Raw genomic sequence first — 20890 nt, forward strand, 5'->3', positions numbered from 1 at the left:
TTTCTGTCTGATAATCATTATTGTACAGGGATATCCACACCACCGATATTGACGGATACAATTTTTTCGAGGGGAATGATTTCGTCAAATACACCGCTGCGGATACAGATGGTCTTATCGCCAGTGGTGTCAATACTACCACCGCCCTCAGATAAATCATAGACGGTGCCGTCGGACAGGTTAAGAGATCTTGGCACATCGAATTTTGCCCACTCCTGTCCGTGCTGGTCTGGCGATTTTCCGTTTGGCGCTTCATCAAAACGGGCTTTATCATTGAGGGTGTATTCAAAACGATAGCCGAGGGGAGAGACCATAACGGAGTTGATGGTCCCGACCATACTATTCAGTTCAAAGGATTGTCCGGCCGGTAGTTCTGCCGAAAGGGTTTCAAAATTCATCTCAAATTTCAGGGTCCAGGTGCCTTGGGCGATTGTGCGGAAGCTGTCGCTGTTATCACCTGTGCCCGCAGAGGTTTTAAGATCGTTAAATGTGACCTTCACGGTTTTTCCAGGATTAACCGGCTCGTCATAAGACCACTTTTCAACATACTGGATAGTGTGGTCGCCTGGATCTGCGTCATAAAAATATGAGCTGCCGTGTGAACCGCTGAAAGTACCAAAATTTGTGTTTTCCATCCCGAAGAACACATCCAGCAGACCGCTGTTGCCATCTACTTGGGCAATGTCAAAGGCGGTTCCGTCATCCCTGGCAATGGAGTAGGTGATTGCGAAATTATACCCATCACACATAACAGCGTCGGCGGTAATTGTCACCCCGTTGTCTGTAGCAGATGCACCGATGGGGCGGCCAATTTTGTCGATGATTTCAGTGTCTGCAGTTGGACCAAACACACCGCGCAACGCCTCGCTGGCATCCATTATACCGTAGGCGCTGGCGCTGACAAACAGCACCAGAGCTGCCGCCAGGCCAGCTACTGCCAGCTTTGGAAGGCGATGTGTATGTTGTTTGTGTTTTTTGGTACCGCCTGATATTTCTTCTTTTATCAGTTTTTCAGCCAGGCGTTCCTTTATTTCTTTTGAAAAATGAAGCGCGTTTAAAGCTTCGGTGTATTCTTTTTCATATTCAAATGGTTTTTTCATAATACTCGCCTCCTAATATGGTGCGTAATTTTTTACGGCCCCGGCTCAGATGTGCGTTGACAGTGGCAACACTCTGGCCAAGTGCCTTTCCGATTTCGCGTGCTGTATAGTCTTCGTAATAATACAGATAGATGGCCTCACGGTATTTTAGCGGCAGTGCCATTACCGCCTCCAGCACATCACTTTCAGGCACCTGTGGCGCAGGAATTTCAGCGACGTCCTCAAGGCAGACTGTGTGGCAGCGCTGAAGCCTCCGCAGCAGATCCTTACAGGCATTGGCAGTGACCCGGATGATCCATGCGCGTTCATGCTCAGGGCTGTCAAAGGCTTTTTCGTTTGTCATAAACTTTAGTAAGACGGTCTGGCAGATATCCTCTGCGTCATGTGTCGATTTAAGATAAGTATAGCTAAGCCTGAGGATTAAATCGGAATAAGCATTTACAATCCGTTCGGCCTCGTCCGTGTCAAATGATTTCATGGGTTTTTCAACTCCTTTAAATCGGCCGGTTGGCCGTGTCAGTAACGTTACTTACCTACAATACGATTATAATGCCTAAATTCTGACAAAGCGACAAAAAATTTTATGATCAAATACTTTGTTGTAATTGACGGTGTAACCCACACCCATATTTAGCATTGACAATTTTTTTGAGCATGTGGTTAAATGTACAGAATGTCTCGATAAAGGGTGCGATAGTGGGTTCAGGCTTTGAAAAAGAAAACAGGAGAAACCAGTATCGCGTAGAAATGAGGACATAAAGTGGTATAAACAGCGATATTGGCAGGAGAGACTATGATTTTATACAATAACATACAATAGCGTATAATAACATACATTTTCATTGACAAAACAACGGAATAAAGCTATAATTTAGTAAAAGAAATAAAATTACGAAAAATAAAGGAGGGAGAAAACAGTTTGTCGTCGTATGGTACGTATTCATAGAATGCCTGTAGAGGCAGAAAGAAGGAATAATGATGTACGAAGAAAAACTTAGACGACTTGAAGATTGTGCAGACCTGAAGTCTGTGGACCGAGTCCCTATTGGGGTTGCGGAACTTTATTTTCCAGCGAAATACACAGGATTTACTTACCAGGATATGTACTATGACAATGAAAAATACACTCGAGCAGCGATAAAGTTTGCTGAAGATTTTGATTGGGATGCGGTGTGCTTTCTTCGCTCCTTTGAAACGATTCCCCTTGGACTATCTTTGGTACCAGTAGATGCTGAAATGGCAGTCAATGTTGCCATTGCATCGGTTATGGGCGGTGGCAGCACCCATGATATTTTAAGGGATCGCTACATTTCGCATCCAGGCAGGGAGTTGCCTGAAAACAATGAATCCCATTTTATTATTCAAGATACATTTATGGATGCGTGTGAGTATGAGAGCTTTGCCAAAGATCCATTTTGTTTCCTGTCCGAAAAAATTGTACCAAGAGTTTATGAAAATCTGCAAAAACCCGGGAGCAATCTTGCAAATGAGACCTTTTTAAAACTGGGATTTGAATTGAACGACATTTTGGAGAGGGTTGCAGGTTTTACAGAAACCATGAAAAAGGCAAACTGTCCACCATGGTATCTGGCGCTTGCGCCAAATCCATTGGATTTCATCGGAGCTTTTGTACGAAATTTTGACAAGGTACTTATGGATATTCACCGAAATCCAGATGAAATACTGACAATCTGTGAAAAACTGACTCCGGTTTTTATGGCTGTCGGAAAGGCTACGGGACAGTTGTCCCATGCGCTTACAGGTTCTAAAAGAGTATTTATGCCCGTGTGGTACAATAGCTTTTTATCGAAAAAAGAATACCTTAAGTTTCAGTGGCCCTATATTAAGACCATTGCGGAAGGACTCATCGCGGAAGGCTTTACACCCCTGCTTTCCCTCCAGGGAGAGTATGATCATTTACTGGATACGCTATTGGAGCTGCCGAAGGGAAAATTTATTGCATGGTTTGACAGAACAGACCCTATAGAGGCTAAGAAAGTGATTGGAGAGCATTGCTGCATTGCAGGAGGAATTTCAGCTGCCGCTTTAATCAGTAAGCAGCCTGAAGATATTGATGAGTATGTAAAGAAACTGCTTGAAGAGATGAAAAAGAGCAGCGGATTCATTTATACTCTGCCTTTCAATGGTATTGGTCCAGCGAAAATCGAAAACGTCAAGGCAATGACAGCGGCTGTCAGAAAATATGGAAAGTACTAAGCTTTTAATTAATTAGGTTGTTTGTAGACATTGTGCCTATAAGAGAAATGCGCTGCCATTGTATTATGAGGAGAATAAAATAATGAATGAATTATTAACGGTGCAGGAGGTAGCAGATTTTCTAAGAACAACTTCAACAACCATATACCGGTGGCTAAAGAATGGGAAGCTTCAGGGAGTAAAAATCGGCAAGGAATGGCGGATTTCGAGGGTAGCGTTGTGCGGTTTTGGATTTGATTTTAATGAGGATATAAAAGCCTCGCCGAAGGTTTGGGAGGCATTGTCGCAAAAGGAGCATTTACTGGGGATCGCCTCATCGCGAAAACTGGTTTTTGAATTGGAGGCCTCGTTTTTCAACTATGCCTTTTCCAGGGGGAATTTTCTCTTTAAAGGCTGTTGGTGGCAGGAACGGGACGAGGTGTTAGAGGCTTATGCCCGTTGGGGGTTTGACGCCGAGAGCCTTGTAAAGGAAGGTCTGCTTGAAATAGCCGATCTCAGCCGCGCTTATGCCAAAGAGGGGATTGCTGGCCCTCTAAATCTCTGGAACAATGCCGCGCATAAGACAGATAAAATCTTATGGGCTTCGGGCGCTCCGACCATTAACTGTTGTAATTCCCGGGGAGACCCCATATCCTTTGAAGCCCGTCTTAACCAGCTCATAAAAGACAACAGAGTCGTTGGTATCTGCCCCTATGCCGAGGAGGATCTTGGGGGAGACTGCTGCGCTGCCCTTGTATCATTGATGGCACACCACAGCGGAACGGTTTTGATCTCGGAGAGGGGCCAGGTATTGCTCAGACGGGAGAACGGTGTGACCTTGTAAAAGATAGACTTTATTGCACAGCAGATAAAATCTGCTATGTTTTTTATGGAAAGCGAAAGCACCATTGAGATGGTCGTACATTGATAAAATAAAACTAAAGATTATGATCATGAAGATAAATAATGGTTTGAACGGGGTGCAGCCTATGAAACTTTCAGCCCGGATTAATGGATTTTAAAATATAGAAAAAATGAAAACTAAATATCAAAAAACCCCTTAAGAAATCTTTTTTTGTATAATCATTGCATATGCAACATACATTTTCGTTGCAGATGGGTATACTTGATAACAAGTCAAAGAAATAAGTTATCAAGGAGGAATACAAATGTCTGATGGCATGAGTTATTTGGTAAACCTTCCTGAATTGACATGTTATTTTATAATACAAGTAACCTGTGTAAAAAGCGCAGTTTTAAAAGGGTTTTTAGAAGAATAATTCTGAAGCCCTTCTTTTTTATGCCAATATTTAGGCAGTATAAATTTGAGCGCAAAAAAATTATTTGGGCAGAAGATTGGGCAGAAAAACGAATAAGATACTTGTTAATGAAATATTGATTAAGGAAAAGATTAATATGCGAAGAGAAAAAAAGTATAGTGACGAATGTTTGCTGAATATTTTGAGATTTAAAACTGAAGAGTTAGGTCGAACGCCAAAATGCCGAGAGGTTGCAAGATATTGGACAATTATTCGACGGTTTGGTTCGTGGAATGGTGCCTTAGAATGTGCAGGTGTTCAAGTTTGTTCGATTAATCAAAGAAAGGTTAGGCAATAAGAAAGAAATAATATAATGGAGGTGAACAAATAGGAATTAGAAATACTAGAAAAACCATATAAAAAAGAAAGCCGCTGCTGGAACAGCGGCGACAACTTAATATTTGTTTTATCACACAGAAAAAAACAAATACGCTATAGTTACATGTAATTATAGCGTATGTATAAATCTGTCAATAGAGTGCAAGCCGATTTTAAGAAAATCGGCTTGCACCGGGCATTTCTGTGTGGCGAACCCGGGTTCCAGAGCAATGCTGTTGCCGGGATAAAAAGAACAGCCATCGGGGTTTGGCAAGCCCATGCAGAGAATTGCCCGTCACTCAGTCCGTACATTGGTTTTCTCTTTTTTATGTACGTATCATCCTTTTGACATGAGTTTTCTTTTTAAACAAAGAATGACGTAGGAGAATGCATCCAAATCTGAAATGATTCAAAAGTATGGGCGGGATCTCGAGTGGGTTGCTGATGTGGAGTATAGTGGAGAGATGCTATTACAATGAAGCAAGGCGGATGTTAGAATAGAAACATTTAACCAGATATAAGTAAAAAATATACGATAATTTCTGATGTAATATCAGAATTAGTTAAAAAACAATTTAAAAATAAAGTTATAATTTATATTTTGCTTTATCTGGGGGGGATGTTTTTGATTAAAAAGAAAAAAACATCGTTGGGACATCTAATCAAAGAAATTTGAGTGAAACGAAAATTTTATCCAAAAGAAAGCTTTTGAATATATATACAGTATATACAGGGATTGTTACAATCCTTAAAGAAGAAGGGAAAGGTTGGACAAGTCTTTACAGTAGGGAGAAATAGGCTATAATGAAAGTAGAGCAAAAAGGGCGCCGAAAAGGCGGAGAGGAGGAAAAATGGAAGAATATACGCTAAGGCCATACCAAAAGGAATGCATCGAAGCGCTGCCTGAAGCGGGAGCTGTTTTAGTCCGAATGGCAACAGGGTTGGGCAAGACGGTCATGTTCTCGCAGATTCCACGCCAAGGGCGCATGTTGATTCTTTCCCATCGAAAAGAGCTCGTACAGCAACCCCAAAAATATTTTAATTGCTCCTTTGGGATAGAGCAGGGTTCCAGGCATAGCCATGGGGAGGAAGTTATTTCCGCTTCCGTTCAATCCTTAGTTCGGCGCTTGGAACATTTTGCCCCTGATGCTTTTGATTTGATTGTAACGGATGAAGCCCATCATGCCGCGGCACTAAGTTATAAGAAGATCTTTGATTACTTTAAACCACGTCTGCACGTGGGGGTTACCGCGACACCTAATCGGGGAGACCATCAGCGGCTGGATGACATTTATGAACGGATTGTGTTTGATCGCGACTTGAAATGGGGGATAGAGAACCATTATTTGAGCGACATTAACTGTTACCGATCCAAAATGACCTGTGATTTACGTCATTTGCGTACCAGTATGGGAGATTTTCAGATAAACGATTTAGAAGCCGCTATGACTAAAGAAAAAATCATCCAGGAAATTGCGGACGTGTATCACAACATGGCGAAAGGAAAAACGCTGATCTTCGCAGTTTCCGTTAAACATGCTGAAGCCATTGCCGAAGCGATACCAGGCGCGGTTTCTGTAACTGGCAATACCGAAAATCGGCAGAAAATTATTGATCAGTTTCAAACCGATCCAGAATGTAACTGCATGGTAAACTGCATGATCTTCACAGAAGGAACGGATATTCCTAATATCGAGACGATCATTGTTGCCAGGCCAACACAGAGTGAAACTTTATATACTCAAATGGTAGGGAGAGGAACCCGTTTGTATCCTGGTAAAGAAGCCCTGACGCTTATTGATATGATCGGCGTTTCGGGAGAGCTTAACTTATGCTCAGCACCTTCACTTTTAGGGATAAACCTTGAGGAAATTCCAGAAAAGCAAAGGATGCTGATGGAGGGGGATCTGCTGGATTTGCCAGAAAAGGCCTTGGCACTTGCCGACACACCCCTACAGTGGCGGCACAATGCTGAATTGGTTGATCTATGGGCACAACAGCAGCAAATTAATCTTCGAAACATTAATTTTTTCCGAATGCCCGATGGCAGCCTATTGCTGACATTGCCAGAAGAAAGGTACTTGATCCCTCCTCCTGACGAATGTGGCCAGGTCGAATGTGGACATCAAAGAGTGCCTTTCCAGGAAGCAATTGATTCCTTATACACTTTTCTCATCAATGAGTATGCTAAAGATGAAGCCATCTGGAATTTGAAAAGAGTGAATACCTGGGGAAAAGCTCCGGCCAGTGAGAAACAAGTCCAATGGATTCAAAAGAGTTACCCAGCTTTTGATACGAAAGGATTGACAAAAGCCCAGGCATCCAGTATTTTAAATCGAATTTTTAGTCAGAAATCCCAAATCAAAACCTGGGATAAACCAAACTACCAACCTCAGGCGTTTGATGCCCCCAAAGAAGTAGCACAAGAAGCCAGCATACCGGAGCCTAAAGCCCAAAAACGTAAGAAAAAAGGTTACTATGTGGTCTTTGAGGGACGAAAAACGGGCGTTTTTCGGGATTGGAAGACTTGTAAGGACCAGGTGAACGGTTATCCCGGTGCCGTTCATAAAAAATATGCGTCAAAAGGAGATGCAGACCAGGCATTAAAAAGTTATCGCCAAAAGAAAAAAGCTGTACGCCAAATGAAGTTTGACGATTTTTAGTGGAAAATATAAGATTAAATCGATGAAATTTTTAACAATAAATCGAGTGTTGAGCATAAAGAAAATTTTGTTTTTTAATTGAATTCAAGATATGAAAAAATGCGATGTATTGTAATAATGCTGATAAAGCATAAAAAAATATATGCTGTCGCAGTTGGACGAGAAATATGGCGGTTTTAAGTATGGAAGCCTATGAAAATTTACAATTTAAAAGTGATGTATATTTTAAATTGCAGGAGGCGGAACAGGAAGCGGAGATGACCGATCAGCGCTACTCTTCAAAAGAGGTGCTGAAGGCCATGAAAGGGGCTATTGGGGGAGAATAGACTGTATAAATGAGTATTTGCCTGTTGCTCAGAAGGATATGCTTGAAATTGTACGATATATCAGTAAAACGCTAAACAATTCGGATGCTGCGGATCGATTGGCAACGGAATTAATTGTAGCGGCAGAAAGTGTGTTGCCTTTTCCATATGCAAGTCCAGTTTATACGTCGGTACGCCCATTAAAGCATGAGTATAGAAAACAATTCGTTCAGAATTATATTATGTTTTATTGGGTGGATGAAAAGAAAAAGAGGGTTACAATTGCCCGGGTGGTATATGCCAAAAGCGACTATAAGCAGCTTTTGGAGTGATGGAAGATCAGGCGCTATAATTTTAAAAATAAAACATGAAACCCGACGACTCGATTTTGAGTTGCCGGGTTTTTCTCTGACCATTCGCTATAGTCAGTGATCAGAAATAAAGGGGCACAAAGTTCATGAGAGACATTTGCAATTGCTTTTTTCTGAGGACATCAATTTTATTGATAAGTGCGTTCCTTTTCCACGGCTCCCAATCTACGAGGGAATGGCGGGACGGCATGAAGTCAAGAGAACGAACTTCTTTCCGGATGCGGTTCACCTGTTTTTTGGCAGTCTCCGGAACAAGAAGGGAGAAAGCGATGTAAGCGTAGATTTCCCTCAAGTCATCCATTGCTTCCGGGGAATAGGAAACGGAATAGGCATCGCTCATATTCCAAACTCTCGTTCAAATTCGGCATCGACCTCATCTACCGTATAGATCCTGCCAGATTTTAAGGATTCCACGCCTTTTGTCAGTTCAGCATCCAGTTCGGCGCGGCTCATGGCGCCGATGGATGTCGGTTTTGTGCGTGGAAGATGCAGGTCAAGAGGCAGCCCTTTTTCCAGGACGATCTGGCTGTAGAGCATCTGAATCGCACTGGACGGGGAAATGCCAAGCTGAGAGAGGATGCTCTCGGCGTTTTCTTTTAGGTTTGTATCAATGCGGGCATAAACTGCGGATGTATTTGCCATTCGTATCACTCTCCTTTTTTCTTTAGTATATTCAATATTGTTGGCAAATACAAGCAAATGCAAGCAAAATCTAAAAATTGTATAGAGAGATGAGTGCGAGAAGATGAAAAAAATCAGATCATTACCAATAGTCAAAAGTGTGGATTAAGCGTTTCCGAATACATGCGGATGCTGGCCAGAGGGTACGAACCGAAGCCATTGCCTCCATCTAATACAATGAAATGATGGAACTTTTATACGATATACACTATACCTTAGGCGATTATGACGCCCCAGAAGCCATCGCTGTCTTAGAAGAAACCCTGCTTGAAATGCACGCTGTCTTAGCCCCGGAAAGGAGAAAAGACAATGGCCATCACCAAAATCTGGCCCGTCAAGGACAGCTTGAAGCGCGTCATTGAGCATGCCAAAAACGTTGATAAAACCGAAAATCTCGAATTCCTAAACTCTGATTTATACCAGGTGCTGCACTACGCAGTCGATGAAAACAAGACCAAATTTGAGCGACAATACTACGTAACTGGCATCAATTGCGCTGTGGAAACCGCTGACCAGAAGATGCAAATTACTAAAGAAAGGTTTGGAAAAACAGGTGGAACCCTTGCCCATCACGCCTGTCAGAACTTCAAACCCAACGAGCTTCCCCCTAAAGCGTGTCACGCAATCGGTGTCAAGCTTGCACAAAAAATATAGGGCGACAAGTATGAAGTGATCGTGAGCACCCACCTTAATACCCACTGGCTGCACAACCATTTCGTCATCAATTCCGTCTCTTTTATTGATAGAAAGAAGTACAATGAACGCAAAGCAGAAGACCAGCGGCTGCGGAATACCTCCGACGCTCTCTGCCGAGAGTACCATCTATCCGTGATTGAAAACCCCGCGAAACACAAACCGAGTCAAGGTCTTTACCAAGCAGAAAAGCGAGGAGAGCTGATACGCCACGCGCTTTATCGTTCTGATATCAACGAAGCCATTGAACGTTCAATGAAGATGAAGGAATTCTACGACTACCTGAGACGAAAAGGCTATCGGATTAAAGGAAAAATTGATTCCTGTGCGCTGAAGCTGCCATATCATCCACGCTTCACATGCTTTAAAACACTCGGAGAAGCCTACTCTGTGCTGCAAATTCAGGATCAGATTTACAGACAAAGAGGGCCGGAAGTTCGGGAAAAAAGCAGAGAACCCATTTTATTCTTTGTACCCACACCAAAGAAATTACAGATTGAAGACATATTGGGGGTTGGTGAGGAGTTTCGAAAACTCCGCAACCTTTATCTGTTTTTCTGCTACCAATTAGGGATCTACCCAAAAACAAAAGACAGGTTTCAATGTGTCCCTTGATCAAAGAAGAAGTACGTCGCATGGAAGAAATATCCCAGCAGACCATCTTTCTATGTGAAAATCAGATTGATACCTATGAACAGCTCAAGGAAAAACAGGCAGAAATGGATGATTTAATCAGCCAAAGAAAGAAACTTACAAACAAGATGCGGCGGGCTGCATTTGATGAAAAAGAGACTTTAAGTCAGCAGAAAAAAGGTTTGTCGGATCAGATTTCAGTACTTCGGAAAGATTTGAAATGGTCACTCGGTGTGGAAAAACGTTCACTAGACATGGTTGATCGGATTATTATATTATTCAAAAAATTAGATAGAATAGCAAAAAAGCGAGTTCAGATGAGCTCGCTTTTTTATTGAAATTAAGTAAAAAAAGCTCGCAGACCTTTGATAGTCTGCGAACGAATCGCCAGAGTGTTGAAAACATAAGTGTTTGAATGAATTATGACCAGAGTTTTGACCATAATGAAAAATAAAAATAAAAATTGAAAAGATCCGAAATGCTCATAAGTACTTACTTTCCAAAAGAAAATCGACCATATTTTGACCAAATCATTTTTTTAAAAACAATGCTTTAAAAAAACAATAATATTGTAAAAATAAAAACATAAAATGATTTTAAAGAAAATTATTTAAATTTTTAAAAAAGGGGATGGATTTTTAATGAGGAAATGTTATAATAGATAACGCAGTTGAAAGATAAATCATTTTCTTAAAGGATTTTTTTGAAAAAGTTCGCAGACTATCAAAGGTCTGCGAATAAAAATGAGGTAAATTATGAGTGCCGGATACGCCATTACGACGTACAAAATACAGCTGAATTACAAGCATTTAGACTGGTTTAAACAGACCCAGTCTTTGTTTGATGCCGTTTTAGCTTTCTATTATCACTTACTTGAAGAGCAGTCTGAGCTTCTGGGACTGTCAAATCAGAATTTGCTGCGTCATCTGGAACTTCAGACCATAAAACAGCGTAATGGTAACCTACCTGAGATTCCCTTACCCTATGAAAAAGTACCGTTGTATTTTAGACGTGCGGCCATTAATTCTGCGATCAGCATGTTCCGAAGTTATCAAGGGAAATTAAAAGCTTGGGAAGAGGGAAAGATCAAGGGGAGTAAACCAAGCGCACCTAAACAACTGCATATGTCCATGCTCTATTATAAAGGCATGTACAAGGAGTTTAATGAAAAAAGCATCATTCTTAAATTATTCACAGGAAATTCCTGGGCTTGGGTGAAACATCCCTACACAGTCAGGCCATTTCCAGAAGATGCTGAATTGATGAGTCCAAGAATTGTAATGAATAAAAAAAAAGTTATGATGCACGTACCGGTAAAAGTGTCTGTGGAAGATATTCGAACAGCCAAAGAGCGAGTGGAACAAAACGAAAAATTTGTGTCCGTAGCTTTTACCATGTCTGACGCATTAGCAGTCTGTACAACTTTTGAAGCTAACGGTAGAGCCATGCATCCTTATTTTATTAAGGGCGGTAAAGTTTTGGCACACCGTAGGAAGCAGCTTTTAGGTTATATAAAACGTGGAGGTCAGCATCAGAATAGCAATAATGAAAAAGCCTATGCAAAATATTATGAAAAAATTACACGTCTAACAGATCACTTTGCACATGATGTTAGCCGGAAAATTGTGGATTATGCGCTCAAAGAAGGCGCCAAGCTTATTGTAATGCCTAGTTATGGAGATACCTTTGAAAAAGGCTCCTTGTATTATCTTAAAACCAACAGCATGGAATTTATCGGGCGAAGAATCATCCGTTATACAACCTATAAAGCATGGCAAGCTGGAATCATTGTTCAGCATAACAGTGTAGGCAATGCTAAAAAAGTTTGCTATCAATGCGGCGCACCGATATATAGATTTAATACAGAATATCAAACGCCGAGCTTAAATTTTATAGGTGGGAAAAACTTTCAATGCCCCAATAAACACTGTGGCAGCACGGCACTGAACACGGCCCGAAATATCGGAAAAAGTTTTTACCAGACATTTTATAAAGAAGTAGCTCAAACATAAATTTAGATGAATGATAATATATAACAGAATTTAAGTATACACTCAAATCCTATGGAGAAATTCATAGGTGTGCTTTTCGTCTATAGGGCCAAAAGTACGGGTATAGCACCACCTATCTTTACTTTTCTAACATAAATACCGCTTGTCTAACGATGTGTAATGTCTAGAGAGTAAGGATAAAAGGATCACAGTCTGGTCAAGAGTGCTACGAGTTTTAAATAAAAATATAGATTTAACTAAGATTAAAAAATAGGGAGTTAAAACTATGAATTACATTGATCTAGATCATAAAACAATATTGATCACAGGCGCTGCGGGTTTTATCGGCTCAAATTTAGTGATAGAGCTGCTTCGTACAGTTCCGTCTGTATCCATTATCGGCATTGACAATATGAATGATTACTATGATGTGAGTATAAAAGCGTGGCGATTGGAACAGATTGAGGCATTAGGCGGCAGCTGGACTTTTGTAAGAGGAAATATTGCGGATAAGGAACTAATTGTTAATCTGTTTGAAAAATACAAACCAGAAATTGTGGTAAACCTTGCCGCCCAAGCGGGCGTACGCTACAGCATTACAAATCCAGATGTATATATCGAGAGTAACCTGATTGGATTTTATAACATTCTTGAGGCATGCCGTCACTATCCAGTGGAACATCTGGTTTATGCTTCATCTTCATCCGTTTATGGTGTAAATAAAAAAGTCCCTTATAGTACTGAAGATAAGGTAGATAATCCGGTTTCTCTGTATGCTGCAACAAAGAAATCCAATGAGTTGATGGCACATGCATATTCAAAGCTCTATAACATTCCGTCTACAGGACTTCGGTTTTTTACCGTTTACGGCCCCGCCGGCAGACCGGATATGGCTTATTTCAGCTTCACAAATAAACTGAGAGCAGGAGAAACCATCAAGATCTTCAACTATGGAAATTGCCTGAGGGATTTTACATATATAGATGATATCGTCGAAGGTGTAAAAAGAGTGATTCAGGGTGCGCCAGACAAAAAGACAGGTGAAGATGGCCTGCCAATTCCGCCGTATGCTGTCTATAATATCGGAAATTCAAAACCCGAAAATCTTTTAGATTTTGTACAAATTTTGTCCGAAGAATTGGTGAAAGCAGAAGTATTACCAGATGATTATAACTTTGAAAATCATAAAGAGCTCGTGGCAATGCAGCCCGGTGATGTGACAGTTACATACGCGGATACGAGTGAATTAGAGAGCACTTTTGAATTCAAACCGAATACCGATTTGCGTACTGGTCTGAGAAGATTCGCAGAATGGTACAAAGTCTTTTATAAAGTATGACGAACAAACAAAGAAATAAAAGGAACAGATAGAATATGAAAAAGAAAATTGCGGTTGCTGGAACAGGGTATGTAGGGCTCTCAATTGCCACACTGCTGGCACAACATAATGAAGTTACGGCCGTAGATATTATTCCCGAAAAGGTAGATCAGATTAATGCGGGCATAAGCCCAATTCATGATGAATATATTGAAAAATTTTTAAAAGAAGAAAAGCTTAATCTGACAGCAACACTGGATGGAGAAAACGCCTATAAAAATGCTGAAATTGTGGTGATTGCGGCTCCGACGAATTATGACAGCAAAAAGAACTTTTTTGATACTTCTGCTGTCGAAGCAGTGATTGAAATGGTTTTGAGCGTGAACCCTGAGGCAATGATGGTCATTAAGTCCACTATTCCTGTTGGTTATACAGAAAGCATCCGAGATAAATACAGAACTAAAAATATCATCTTTAGCCCAGAGTTCCTCAGGGAATCAAAGGCACTATACGATAATCTTTACCCATCACGCATTATTGTAGGCTGCGATCATGAGAGTAAAGAAAAAGCCGAGTCCTTTGCCCAACTGTTAGCAGAAGGTGCGATAAAAGATAATATTGATGTATTATTCATGGGATTTACGGAAGCGGAAGCAGTCAAACTCTTTGCCAATACCTATCTGGCTTTACGGGTCTCCTATTTCAATGAGCTTGATACCTACGCAGAAATGAAGGGATTAGATACCAAAAAGATTATTGAAGGTATTTGCCTGGACCCGCGAATTGGCACACATTATAACAATCCATCTTTCGGATACGGTGGCTATTGTCTGCCGAAAGACACAAAGCAGCTTCTCGCAAACTATCAGGATGTACCGCAGAACATGATCTCTGCAATTGTAGAAAGCAATCGAACCCGGAAAGATTTTATAGCAGACCGGGTTTTAGAGATCGCCGGAGCCTATGAAGCGAATGACAATTGGAACAGAGGTAAAGAGAAAGAAGTCATTGTGGGCATTTATCGCCTGACCATGAAAAGTAACTCAGACAATTTTCGCCAGAGTTCTATTCAGGGAATCATGAAGCGTATTAAGGCAAAAGGCGCCACTGTAATAATTTATGAACCGGTTCTTAAAGATGGAGAAACTTTCTTTGGTTCCATTGTAATCAATGATTTAGAGGATTTTAAAACCAAAAGTTCCTGCATCCTTGCGAACCGTTATGATCCTTGTCTGGATGATGTGATTGGAAAAGTTTATACAAGAGATCAATTCAGAAGAGATTAGCAGGCACAATCAAGAAAAATCTTGAATTTATACGGGGTACGAGAGTCTGGGTTATGCCCCGATTATAAATTTTTTTATGGATTGTACATTTGGTTCGAGAATAAAAGTGGCTAAGATAACTTCTTGAGTACGCTAAATTGACACACAATATAGAGTGGAAAACTGGATGGAGGAAATTAACAAATTGACCTGGCTCGGTGTAAATGCTATCACGGAGGGCTAATGGTCATTTTTTATTCTTCATGAGCATATAAATATTTGCATAAAAGTTAGAATAGTTTTTAAATAAAAATTATTAATAATTATATAAAAGGGACAACAAGTAAAAACTGTTATCTGCAAAAGTTTGGTGGCTTAGTCGTTTCCTCTCTCATACATGGAGATGAACTTAGGTAAGTCACGGTGGCTTACGAAATCAACTGAATGAAGTACAGTGGGGGAAAGCATAAATGAGTTAGAAAAGATCGCAAAGGAAAAGGATGAAGTGAAGTATGCGGTTGGACTGTCAGCGTGCATAGCTTCTTTTGCTTGCACATTAGCTCTGTATTTTGTACAGAGCAAGTTATTAGCTGTAGAGCGTTTTTTTAGTTTTGATGATTATTTTTTAACCGGAAGAATAATCAGAGATAAAAAGCTCTAGTGTCTGTTATAAAGAAAAGTGCCTCCAAAACGAAGTGATGGGTAGTATGACAGAGTAAGAAATACTTATGGTGATATTGACAGTTCTGATTTATGCCAATTCTACCGGAATATTGCTGGTTACTATGCTTGATAATAAAAATAGTTAGATGACAATCTGACTGATGCGTAAAGATTAATAGGAAGGAGCACTGGAATTTTTAATGTGCACTTAAAGAAAGAAGCTTTCTATGATTTTGAGAAATTAAGTAAAAGGAGAAGTAAAAGGAATGAGTTTGATCTTGATGTATATAACAAATAGCCCTGAAGTTGCACAAATTGCACAAAAGAGTGGTGTAGACCGAATCTGGATAGATTTGGAAACATTCGGAAAAGAAGAACGCCAAAAGGGCATGAACACAGTAAAGTCGCAGCATACTGTAGATGACATCAAAAAAATAAAGCCCATCCTGACTAAATCGGAAATGCTTGTGAGAGTTAATCCTTGGAACGATAATTCTGTCCAAGAGATTGATCAGGTTGTTAGTGCAGGAGCAGATATTATCATGCTCCCGATGTGGAAATCTGCTGCTGAAGTGACAAACTTCATTAATTCTGTTGGGGGTCGGTGTAAAACAACATTACTACTCGAAACAAAGGAAGCCGTGGAGTGTTTAGATGAGGTATTGAAAAATGATGGTGTGGATGAAATACATATTGGGCTAAATGATCTCCATTTGTCATATGGTCTGACATTTATGTTTGAATTATTGGCGAACGGCACGGTAGAGAAGTTAACTAAGAAAATAGCTGGTGCTGGCTTACCGTATGGATTTGGGGGAATAGCAAGACTAGGAGAAGGTTTATTACCTTCTAAAAAAGTTATCATGGAACACTATCGATTGGGTTCCACAAGAGCAATTTTGAGCAGAAGTTTCTGCGACAATGCAATTATTACTGATATTAAAGAGGTTGAACATGTATTCACGGAGAATATGAAGGAACTACGTGACTACGAAGGAGTAGTGGCAGAAAATATTGAGAGCTATGAAAAAAATAGAATAGTGGTTCAGCAGGAAGTAGCTAAAATTGTTGAAATAATTCGGAGGAAAAGAAATGCAGATTAATTCTAAAGTGATTAGTAGATTGAGAAGTCAGTATGGTGAGGCTTTTTACTTATTGGATTCAGAGCAATTTAAAAATAATTTTACAGAGCTGAAAAATATATTTTCTGCTATTTATCCGAATTTCAATATTGCTTATTCATATAAAACGAATTACACTCCGAAGTTCTGTAAAATTGTTAATGAGCTTGGGGGATACGCAGAGGTTGTTTCTGAAATGGAGATGGAGCTCGCTTTAAAGTGTGGAGTTGAGCCGAAGCGTATTATTTGGAATGGGCCTATTAAAGATTCAGAGAAGATGAGAGAATTCCTTGTTGCCGGGGGAACTGTAAATAGCGATTCAATCGATGAAACTAAAGAGATTAGAGATTTTGCTAATTCAGTGGAAACTATACTGAATGTAGGCATTCGTTGTAACTATGATGTACATGATGGTGTTGTATCAAGGTTTGGTTTTGATATCACTGGTGATGATTTTAAGCGAGCACTTGAAATTGTAACTACATCAAAAAATCTTCATTTCATCAACTTTCACTGTCATTTTGCTAAGAGACAAATTGAGTATTGGCCAGCAAGAGCAAAGGGAATGATTAATGTCTTAGATCAATTTGGAGTGATTCCTGAGAGAATTGACATTGGTGGTGGTTTGTTTGGTAAGATGCCAGAATCATTAAAAGCACAATTCACAGCAGATATTCCAGACTATCAAGCATATGCCGAAGTGGCTGCAGCAGTATTCGCAGAATACTTTAATGATAAAGAGATTAAGCCTGAACTTGTAATCGAACCTGGTTCTGCATTAGTAGGTGATTGTATGAAATTTGTTGGGAGTGTTAAGACAATAAAGAATGTCAGAGGTAAGTATATTGCTACAGTTCTTGGTAGTCAGAAAAATATCAGTATGGCAGGTATAAATCCTCCAATGGAGGTAATCCATATGAATGAAGGAAAACAATATGAAAACCTAGATATGGTTGGGTTTACTTGTATTGAAGGGGATGTTTTGAATAAGGACTACTGCGGAGAACTTGCCGCTGGCGATGTAATAATAATCAATAATTGTGGATCTTATTCATTAGTAATGAAACCACCATTTATTCTTCCGAATTTTCCAGTTGTAGATATTTGCAATATGAATATAGAGACTGGAGAAGGTGTTGAGCTAATTAAGCGTGGAGAAACATTTGATGATATTTTCCACACATTTAATTTTTAAAGTTGGAGGATGACTATGGAAAAGATAAGTCTAGGAATAAAAAGAGCATTTGATATTGTGTCTTCCGGTATATTAATTGTTCTTCTTACACCATTTTGGATTGGGATCTCAATTGCTATAAAAAAAGATTCAGAAGGTCCTATATTATTTAAACAAGAAAGAAGAACCAAGGAAGGAAGGGTATTTCAAATGTATAAGTTCCGTTCAATGGTCGTAAATGCCGAAAAAATGGGAGCTGGATTATTCAATTATGAAAATGATCCAAGAGTAACCAAAGTGGGAAGAATGCTTCGGGACAGTAGTCTTGATGAGCTGCCACAACTTTTCAATATTTTTAAAGGCGATATGTCAGTAGTTGGTCCGAGACCTTGTGTTACATATGAACTGGGCGATTTTGAAACACTAAATAAAAAATATAGAAAGCGCTTTGAGGTTAAGGCAGGACTAACTGGCTGGGCGCAGATTAAAGGCAGAAACGACATTTCATGGGATAAAAAGGTTACATATGATAATGAATATGTTGATTTATTTAGAAAATATGGTTTTCTAATTGATATCAAAGTAGGTCTTATGTCTCTCTTTAAAGCATTCAAGAAAGAAAAGATTTATGAAAACAAAGTCGATGAATCATTAAATGATGAGGAAGCTGCAAAAGCAGAAGAAGCAGAAATTATTAGACTGGCTCATTTGGCTGATTAATACGATTCATATCGAAGGAGAATAGAGAATGAAATACGATGTAGCAAATAGAAGAATTTGGTTTAAGGGTAAAATACTGAATGTGAATGATGCTAAAGTTAACATTCTAGCACCAACATCTCAATTTGGATTAAATGTTTTTGAGGGTATTCCTTGCTATTGGAATGATGAGGAAAAACAGCTTTATGCCTTTAGACTAGAAGATCACTATAATCGTCTTATTCGGTCTGCAAAGCTTATTCAGCTTGATTGTAAGTATACAAAGGAAGATTTCAAAAAGGCATTAATAGATGTTATCAAAGCAAATGAATACGATGAAAATCTCTCTGTACGTCAGACACTGTTTGTTGATGGTTTCGGGTCTTGGGGTTCTGAAGGACCAGTAGAAATGTTTGTTGCTCCGATTTCGAGAGGAAGAACAAGTACTGAATACAATAAAAAAGGTCTGAATGTTTGTGTTACTTCATGGAGAAGAATTAGCGATGAAAACCTTTCTCCGCGAATTAAGTGTGGAGCTAACTATATTAACAGCCGTGTAGGACAGAGAGAAGCGCTTCGAAATGGTTATGACACCTGCCTTTTCCTGAACGAGGCTGGAAAAGTTGCAGAAGGTCCTGGCTCTTGCTTCTTTATAATTAAAGATGGCGCAGTTATTACACCGATGCTCACGGATAGTGTTCTTGAGAGTATTACCAGAGATACTGTTATTCTGCTTGCAAAGGATAAAGGCTATAAGGTTGTGGAGAGAACAATCGACAGAACTGAACTTTATACATGTGATGAAGCATTTCTTTGCGGGTCTGCAATGGAAATAACACCTGTATTAAGCATCGATAAATATATTATCGGAACCGAAGATACAGGTGTAATTACGAAGGATTTGCATTTGGCATATCTTGATGCGGTTAGGGGGAAATCAGAAGAATTTAAAGATTGGGTAACACCGATTTACTAAGAGGGAGTTATGATGGAGAACTATAGTGTCTTAATGACAGTCTATAAAAAAGATAATCCAAGTTTTGTGAAACAAGGCATAGATAGTATGTTGGAACAAACTGTTGTAACAAATGATTTTGTACTAGTGTGTGATGGATCTCTGACAGATGAACTCGACGCGCTTATAGATAAATATGAAACTGATAACAAGGAGTTCTTTCATGTTGTAAGGCTAGAAAAGAACATCGGGCTTGGAGCTGCTTTAAGACAAGGTCTTCCACTTTGTATAAATAGACTGGTTGCACGAATGGATAATGACGATATTGCGTATCCGGATAGATGCGAGAAGGAACTCAAGTATTATGAAATACATCCAGAAACATCTATTTTAGGCACGTATGTGACTGAGTTTGATGGTGATATTAGCAATATAATTAGAGAAAAAGAAGTTCCGACAGATATGCCGAGCATTATGTCATTCTCAAAACGTCGAAATCCATTTAATCATTCCACGGTAATGCTAGATAAGGAGAAAATAATGTCTGTTGGAAATTACAGTGAGATGAGAACGAACCAAGATGTTGAGTTGTGGGTTAGATCATTGAATAATGGATTACAAGGAGCTAATCTTCCAGAACCACTTGTATATTTCAGATTTGGCAATGATACTTATCAGAGACGTAAGGACATTAAAAACATTAGACTGATGGTGAAGGTCTGGGAAGATTTTTATAAAAATAAGTATTGTAGGCTTAAAGATTATTTGTTTGTAGCTGTAACGCAGTATACAATAGCGTTAGCTCCTACTAAGCTAATTCAATGGGTGTATAATAATTTTAGATAATAAAACTGAGGAATGAATATGAAGACATCAAGGATTAGTAGTATTCTATATAAAGTAATATATAAAATTAAACGTTTGTTATGGTTATTCTTTCATCCATATTTGTGGAAAATGGATGCTCAAATAAATGGAATTCCGGTTATTCAAATTCCTGATAAATTGGTAATAGGAAAGCACGTATCGATTAACGAAAGAGTTTTTATTCAAGCTAAGGGGGGCGTTTCTATAGGCAACAATGTAACTTTAAGTTATGGAACTACAATACTAACTGAGGGATTAGATACTATGCATTATCAAGTCGAATGCAAAAATCAGCATAGAAAACATGTTTATAATTCAGTAAGAATCGGTGATGGGACATGGATAGCTGCAAATGTAATAATTCTTCCAGGTGCAAGTGTTGCAAAAGGATGTATTGTTGCAGCTGGATCAGTAGTAAAGGGAAATCTGGATAAGGATAATGCATTGTATGGAGGCGTACCAGCAACTTTCATACGTGATTTAGTTTAATATAATATTCCATGCACTCAATTTTATTTATGTGTTTCAATTGAACGTATTTATTTATAGCGTTTATCA

21 protein-coding genes and 1 pseudogene are annotated in these 20890 nt (G+C 39.4%); 18 read left to right on the forward strand and 4 right to left on the reverse strand.

The genetic code is table 11. The features are described from left to right. Positions 1-17: 17 nt before the first annotated feature. On the reverse strand, positions 18-1100 hold the full coding sequence (locus tag FYJ53_RS08150; protein WP_013380082.1) for a DUF4179 domain-containing protein: 1083 nt from the start codon (positions 1098-1100) through the stop codon (positions 18-20). Next, positions 1084-1578, reverse strand: coding sequence for an RNA polymerase sigma factor (locus FYJ53_RS08155; protein WP_013380083.1), 495 nt, complete (start codon positions 1576-1578; stop codon positions 1084-1086). The genes FYJ53_RS08150 and FYJ53_RS08155 overlap by 17 nt, the downstream gene beginning before the upstream one ends. Positions 1579-2075: 497 nt before the next feature. On the opposite strand from FYJ53_RS08155, the gene FYJ53_RS08160 reads away from it, so the two are divergent. The 6 genes from FYJ53_RS08160 to FYJ53_RS08180 all read left to right on the forward strand — a co-directional run bounded on the left by FYJ53_RS08160 (position 2076) and on the right by FYJ53_RS08180 (position 8233). Further along, positions 2076-3317 (forward strand): uroporphyrinogen decarboxylase family protein, encoded by a 1242-nt coding sequence (locus FYJ53_RS08160; RefSeq protein ID WP_083591103.1) that lies wholly within the window; start codon positions 2076-2078, stop codon positions 3315-3317. An 82-nt stretch (positions 3318-3399) separates the two neighbouring features. Next, positions 3400-4140 carry a helix-turn-helix domain-containing protein gene (locus FYJ53_RS08165; RefSeq protein WP_154557248.1) on the forward strand — a complete coding sequence of 247 codons (741 nt, stop codon included), beginning with the start codon at positions 3400-3402 and terminating at the stop codon, positions 4138-4140. Between the two features lie 572 nt (positions 4141-4712). Further along, the gene (locus FYJ53_RS21800; RefSeq protein WP_227162772.1) at positions 4713-4913 is read left to right on the forward strand and encodes a homing endonuclease associated repeat-containing protein; all 201 of its coding nucleotides are present in this window, start codon (positions 4713-4715) and stop codon (positions 4911-4913) included. A gap of 871 nt (positions 4914-5784) precedes the next feature. Next, the gene (locus FYJ53_RS08170; RefSeq protein WP_013380092.1) at positions 5785-7596 is read left to right on the forward strand and encodes a viroplasmin family protein; all 1812 of its coding nucleotides are present in this window, start codon (positions 5785-5787) and stop codon (positions 7594-7596) included. Between the two features lie 182 nt (positions 7597-7778). Beyond that, on the forward strand, positions 7779-7922 hold the full coding sequence (locus FYJ53_RS08175; RefSeq protein WP_176731162.1) for a hypothetical protein: 144 nt from the start codon (positions 7779-7781) through the stop codon (positions 7920-7922). A 17-nt stretch (positions 7923-7939) separates the two neighbouring features. Next, positions 7940-8233, forward strand: coding sequence for a type II toxin-antitoxin system RelE/ParE family toxin (locus FYJ53_RS08180; protein WP_013380094.1), 294 nt, complete (start codon positions 7940-7942; stop codon positions 8231-8233). Between the two features lie 100 nt (positions 8234-8333). Here FYJ53_RS08180 and FYJ53_RS08185 read toward each other — a convergent pair whose 3' ends face one another. Continuing rightward, positions 8334-8612: a type II toxin-antitoxin system RelE/ParE family toxin gene (locus FYJ53_RS08185; RefSeq protein ID WP_013380095.1), complete on the reverse strand. Its 279-nt coding sequence runs from the start codon at positions 8610-8612 to the stop codon at positions 8334-8336. Then, positions 8609-8914 (reverse strand): type II toxin-antitoxin system RelB/DinJ family antitoxin, encoded by a 306-nt coding sequence (locus FYJ53_RS08190; RefSeq protein WP_013380096.1) that lies wholly within the window; start codon positions 8912-8914, stop codon positions 8609-8611. Before FYJ53_RS08190 ends, FYJ53_RS08185 begins: the two co-directional genes overlap by 4 nt. Positions 8915-9007: 93 nt before the next feature. Here FYJ53_RS08190 and FYJ53_RS21805 point away from each other — a divergent pair, with 93 nt between their 5' ends. From FYJ53_RS21805 to FYJ53_RS08250, 12 genes and pseudogenes are all read left to right on the forward strand, one after another. Continuing rightward, a complete protein-coding gene (locus FYJ53_RS21805) occupies positions 9008-9139 on the forward strand; it encodes a hypothetical protein (protein ID WP_371720634.1) in 132 nt (43 codons plus the stop codon). Positions 9140-9262: 123 nt separating this feature from the next. Next, positions 9263-10261: pseudogene (locus tag FYJ53_RS21430) on the forward strand (relaxase/mobilization nuclease domain-containing protein). Positions 10262-10281: 20 nt separating this feature from the next. Further along, positions 10282-10617 (forward strand): hypothetical protein, encoded by a 336-nt coding sequence (locus tag FYJ53_RS08205; RefSeq protein WP_050814050.1) that lies wholly within the window; start codon positions 10282-10284, stop codon positions 10615-10617. Between the two features lie 417 nt (positions 10618-11034). Then, the gene (locus FYJ53_RS08210) at positions 11035-12291 is read left to right on the forward strand and encodes a hypothetical protein (protein WP_013380099.1); all 1257 of its coding nucleotides are present in this window, start codon (positions 11035-11037) and stop codon (positions 12289-12291) included. Positions 12292-12556: 265 nt separating this feature from the next. Further along, positions 12557-13609: an NAD-dependent epimerase/dehydratase family protein gene (locus FYJ53_RS08215; protein ID WP_013380100.1), complete on the forward strand. Its 1053-nt coding sequence runs from the start codon at positions 12557-12559 to the stop codon at positions 13607-13609. 35 nt (positions 13610-13644) lie between these two features. After that, positions 13645-14874: a nucleotide sugar dehydrogenase gene (locus FYJ53_RS08220; RefSeq protein WP_013380101.1), complete on the forward strand. Its 1230-nt coding sequence runs from the start codon at positions 13645-13647 to the stop codon at positions 14872-14874. 908 nt (positions 14875-15782) lie between these two features. After that, positions 15783-16619, forward strand: a complete 837-nt coding sequence (locus FYJ53_RS08225; protein WP_013380103.1) for an aldolase/citrate lyase family protein — start codon at positions 15783-15785, stop codon at positions 16617-16619. Then, positions 16609-17832, forward strand: a complete 1224-nt coding sequence (locus FYJ53_RS08230; RefSeq protein ID WP_013380104.1) for a pyridoxal-dependent decarboxylase — start codon at positions 16609-16611, stop codon at positions 17830-17832. The genes FYJ53_RS08225 and FYJ53_RS08230 overlap by 11 nt, the downstream gene beginning before the upstream one ends. Positions 17833-17847: 15 nt before the next feature. Continuing rightward, positions 17848-18531 carry a sugar transferase gene (locus FYJ53_RS08235; protein ID WP_013380105.1) on the forward strand — a complete coding sequence of 228 codons (684 nt, stop codon included), beginning with the start codon at positions 17848-17850 and terminating at the stop codon, positions 18529-18531. A 28-nt stretch (positions 18532-18559) separates the two neighbouring features. After that, complete coding sequence (locus tag FYJ53_RS08240; protein ID WP_013380106.1) at positions 18560-19486, forward strand: branched-chain amino acid transaminase; 927 nt, start codon at positions 18560-18562, stop codon at positions 19484-19486. 9 nt (positions 19487-19495) lie between these two features. Beyond that, a complete protein-coding gene (locus FYJ53_RS08245; protein ID WP_013380107.1) occupies positions 19496-20311 on the forward strand; it encodes a glycosyltransferase in 816 nt (271 codons plus the stop codon). An 18-nt stretch (positions 20312-20329) separates the two neighbouring features. After that, on the forward strand, positions 20330-20821 hold the full coding sequence (locus tag FYJ53_RS08250; RefSeq protein ID WP_013380108.1) for an acyltransferase: 492 nt from the start codon (positions 20330-20332) through the stop codon (positions 20819-20821). The last annotated feature ends 69 nt before the right edge of the window (positions 20822-20890 follow it).

Source organism: Eubacterium sp. BL-380-WT-2B, assembly GCF_009696115.1.
In the GTDB taxonomy this organism is placed as follows: Bacteria; Bacillota; Clostridia; order Eubacteriales; family Eubacteriaceae; genus Eubacterium; species Eubacterium callanderi.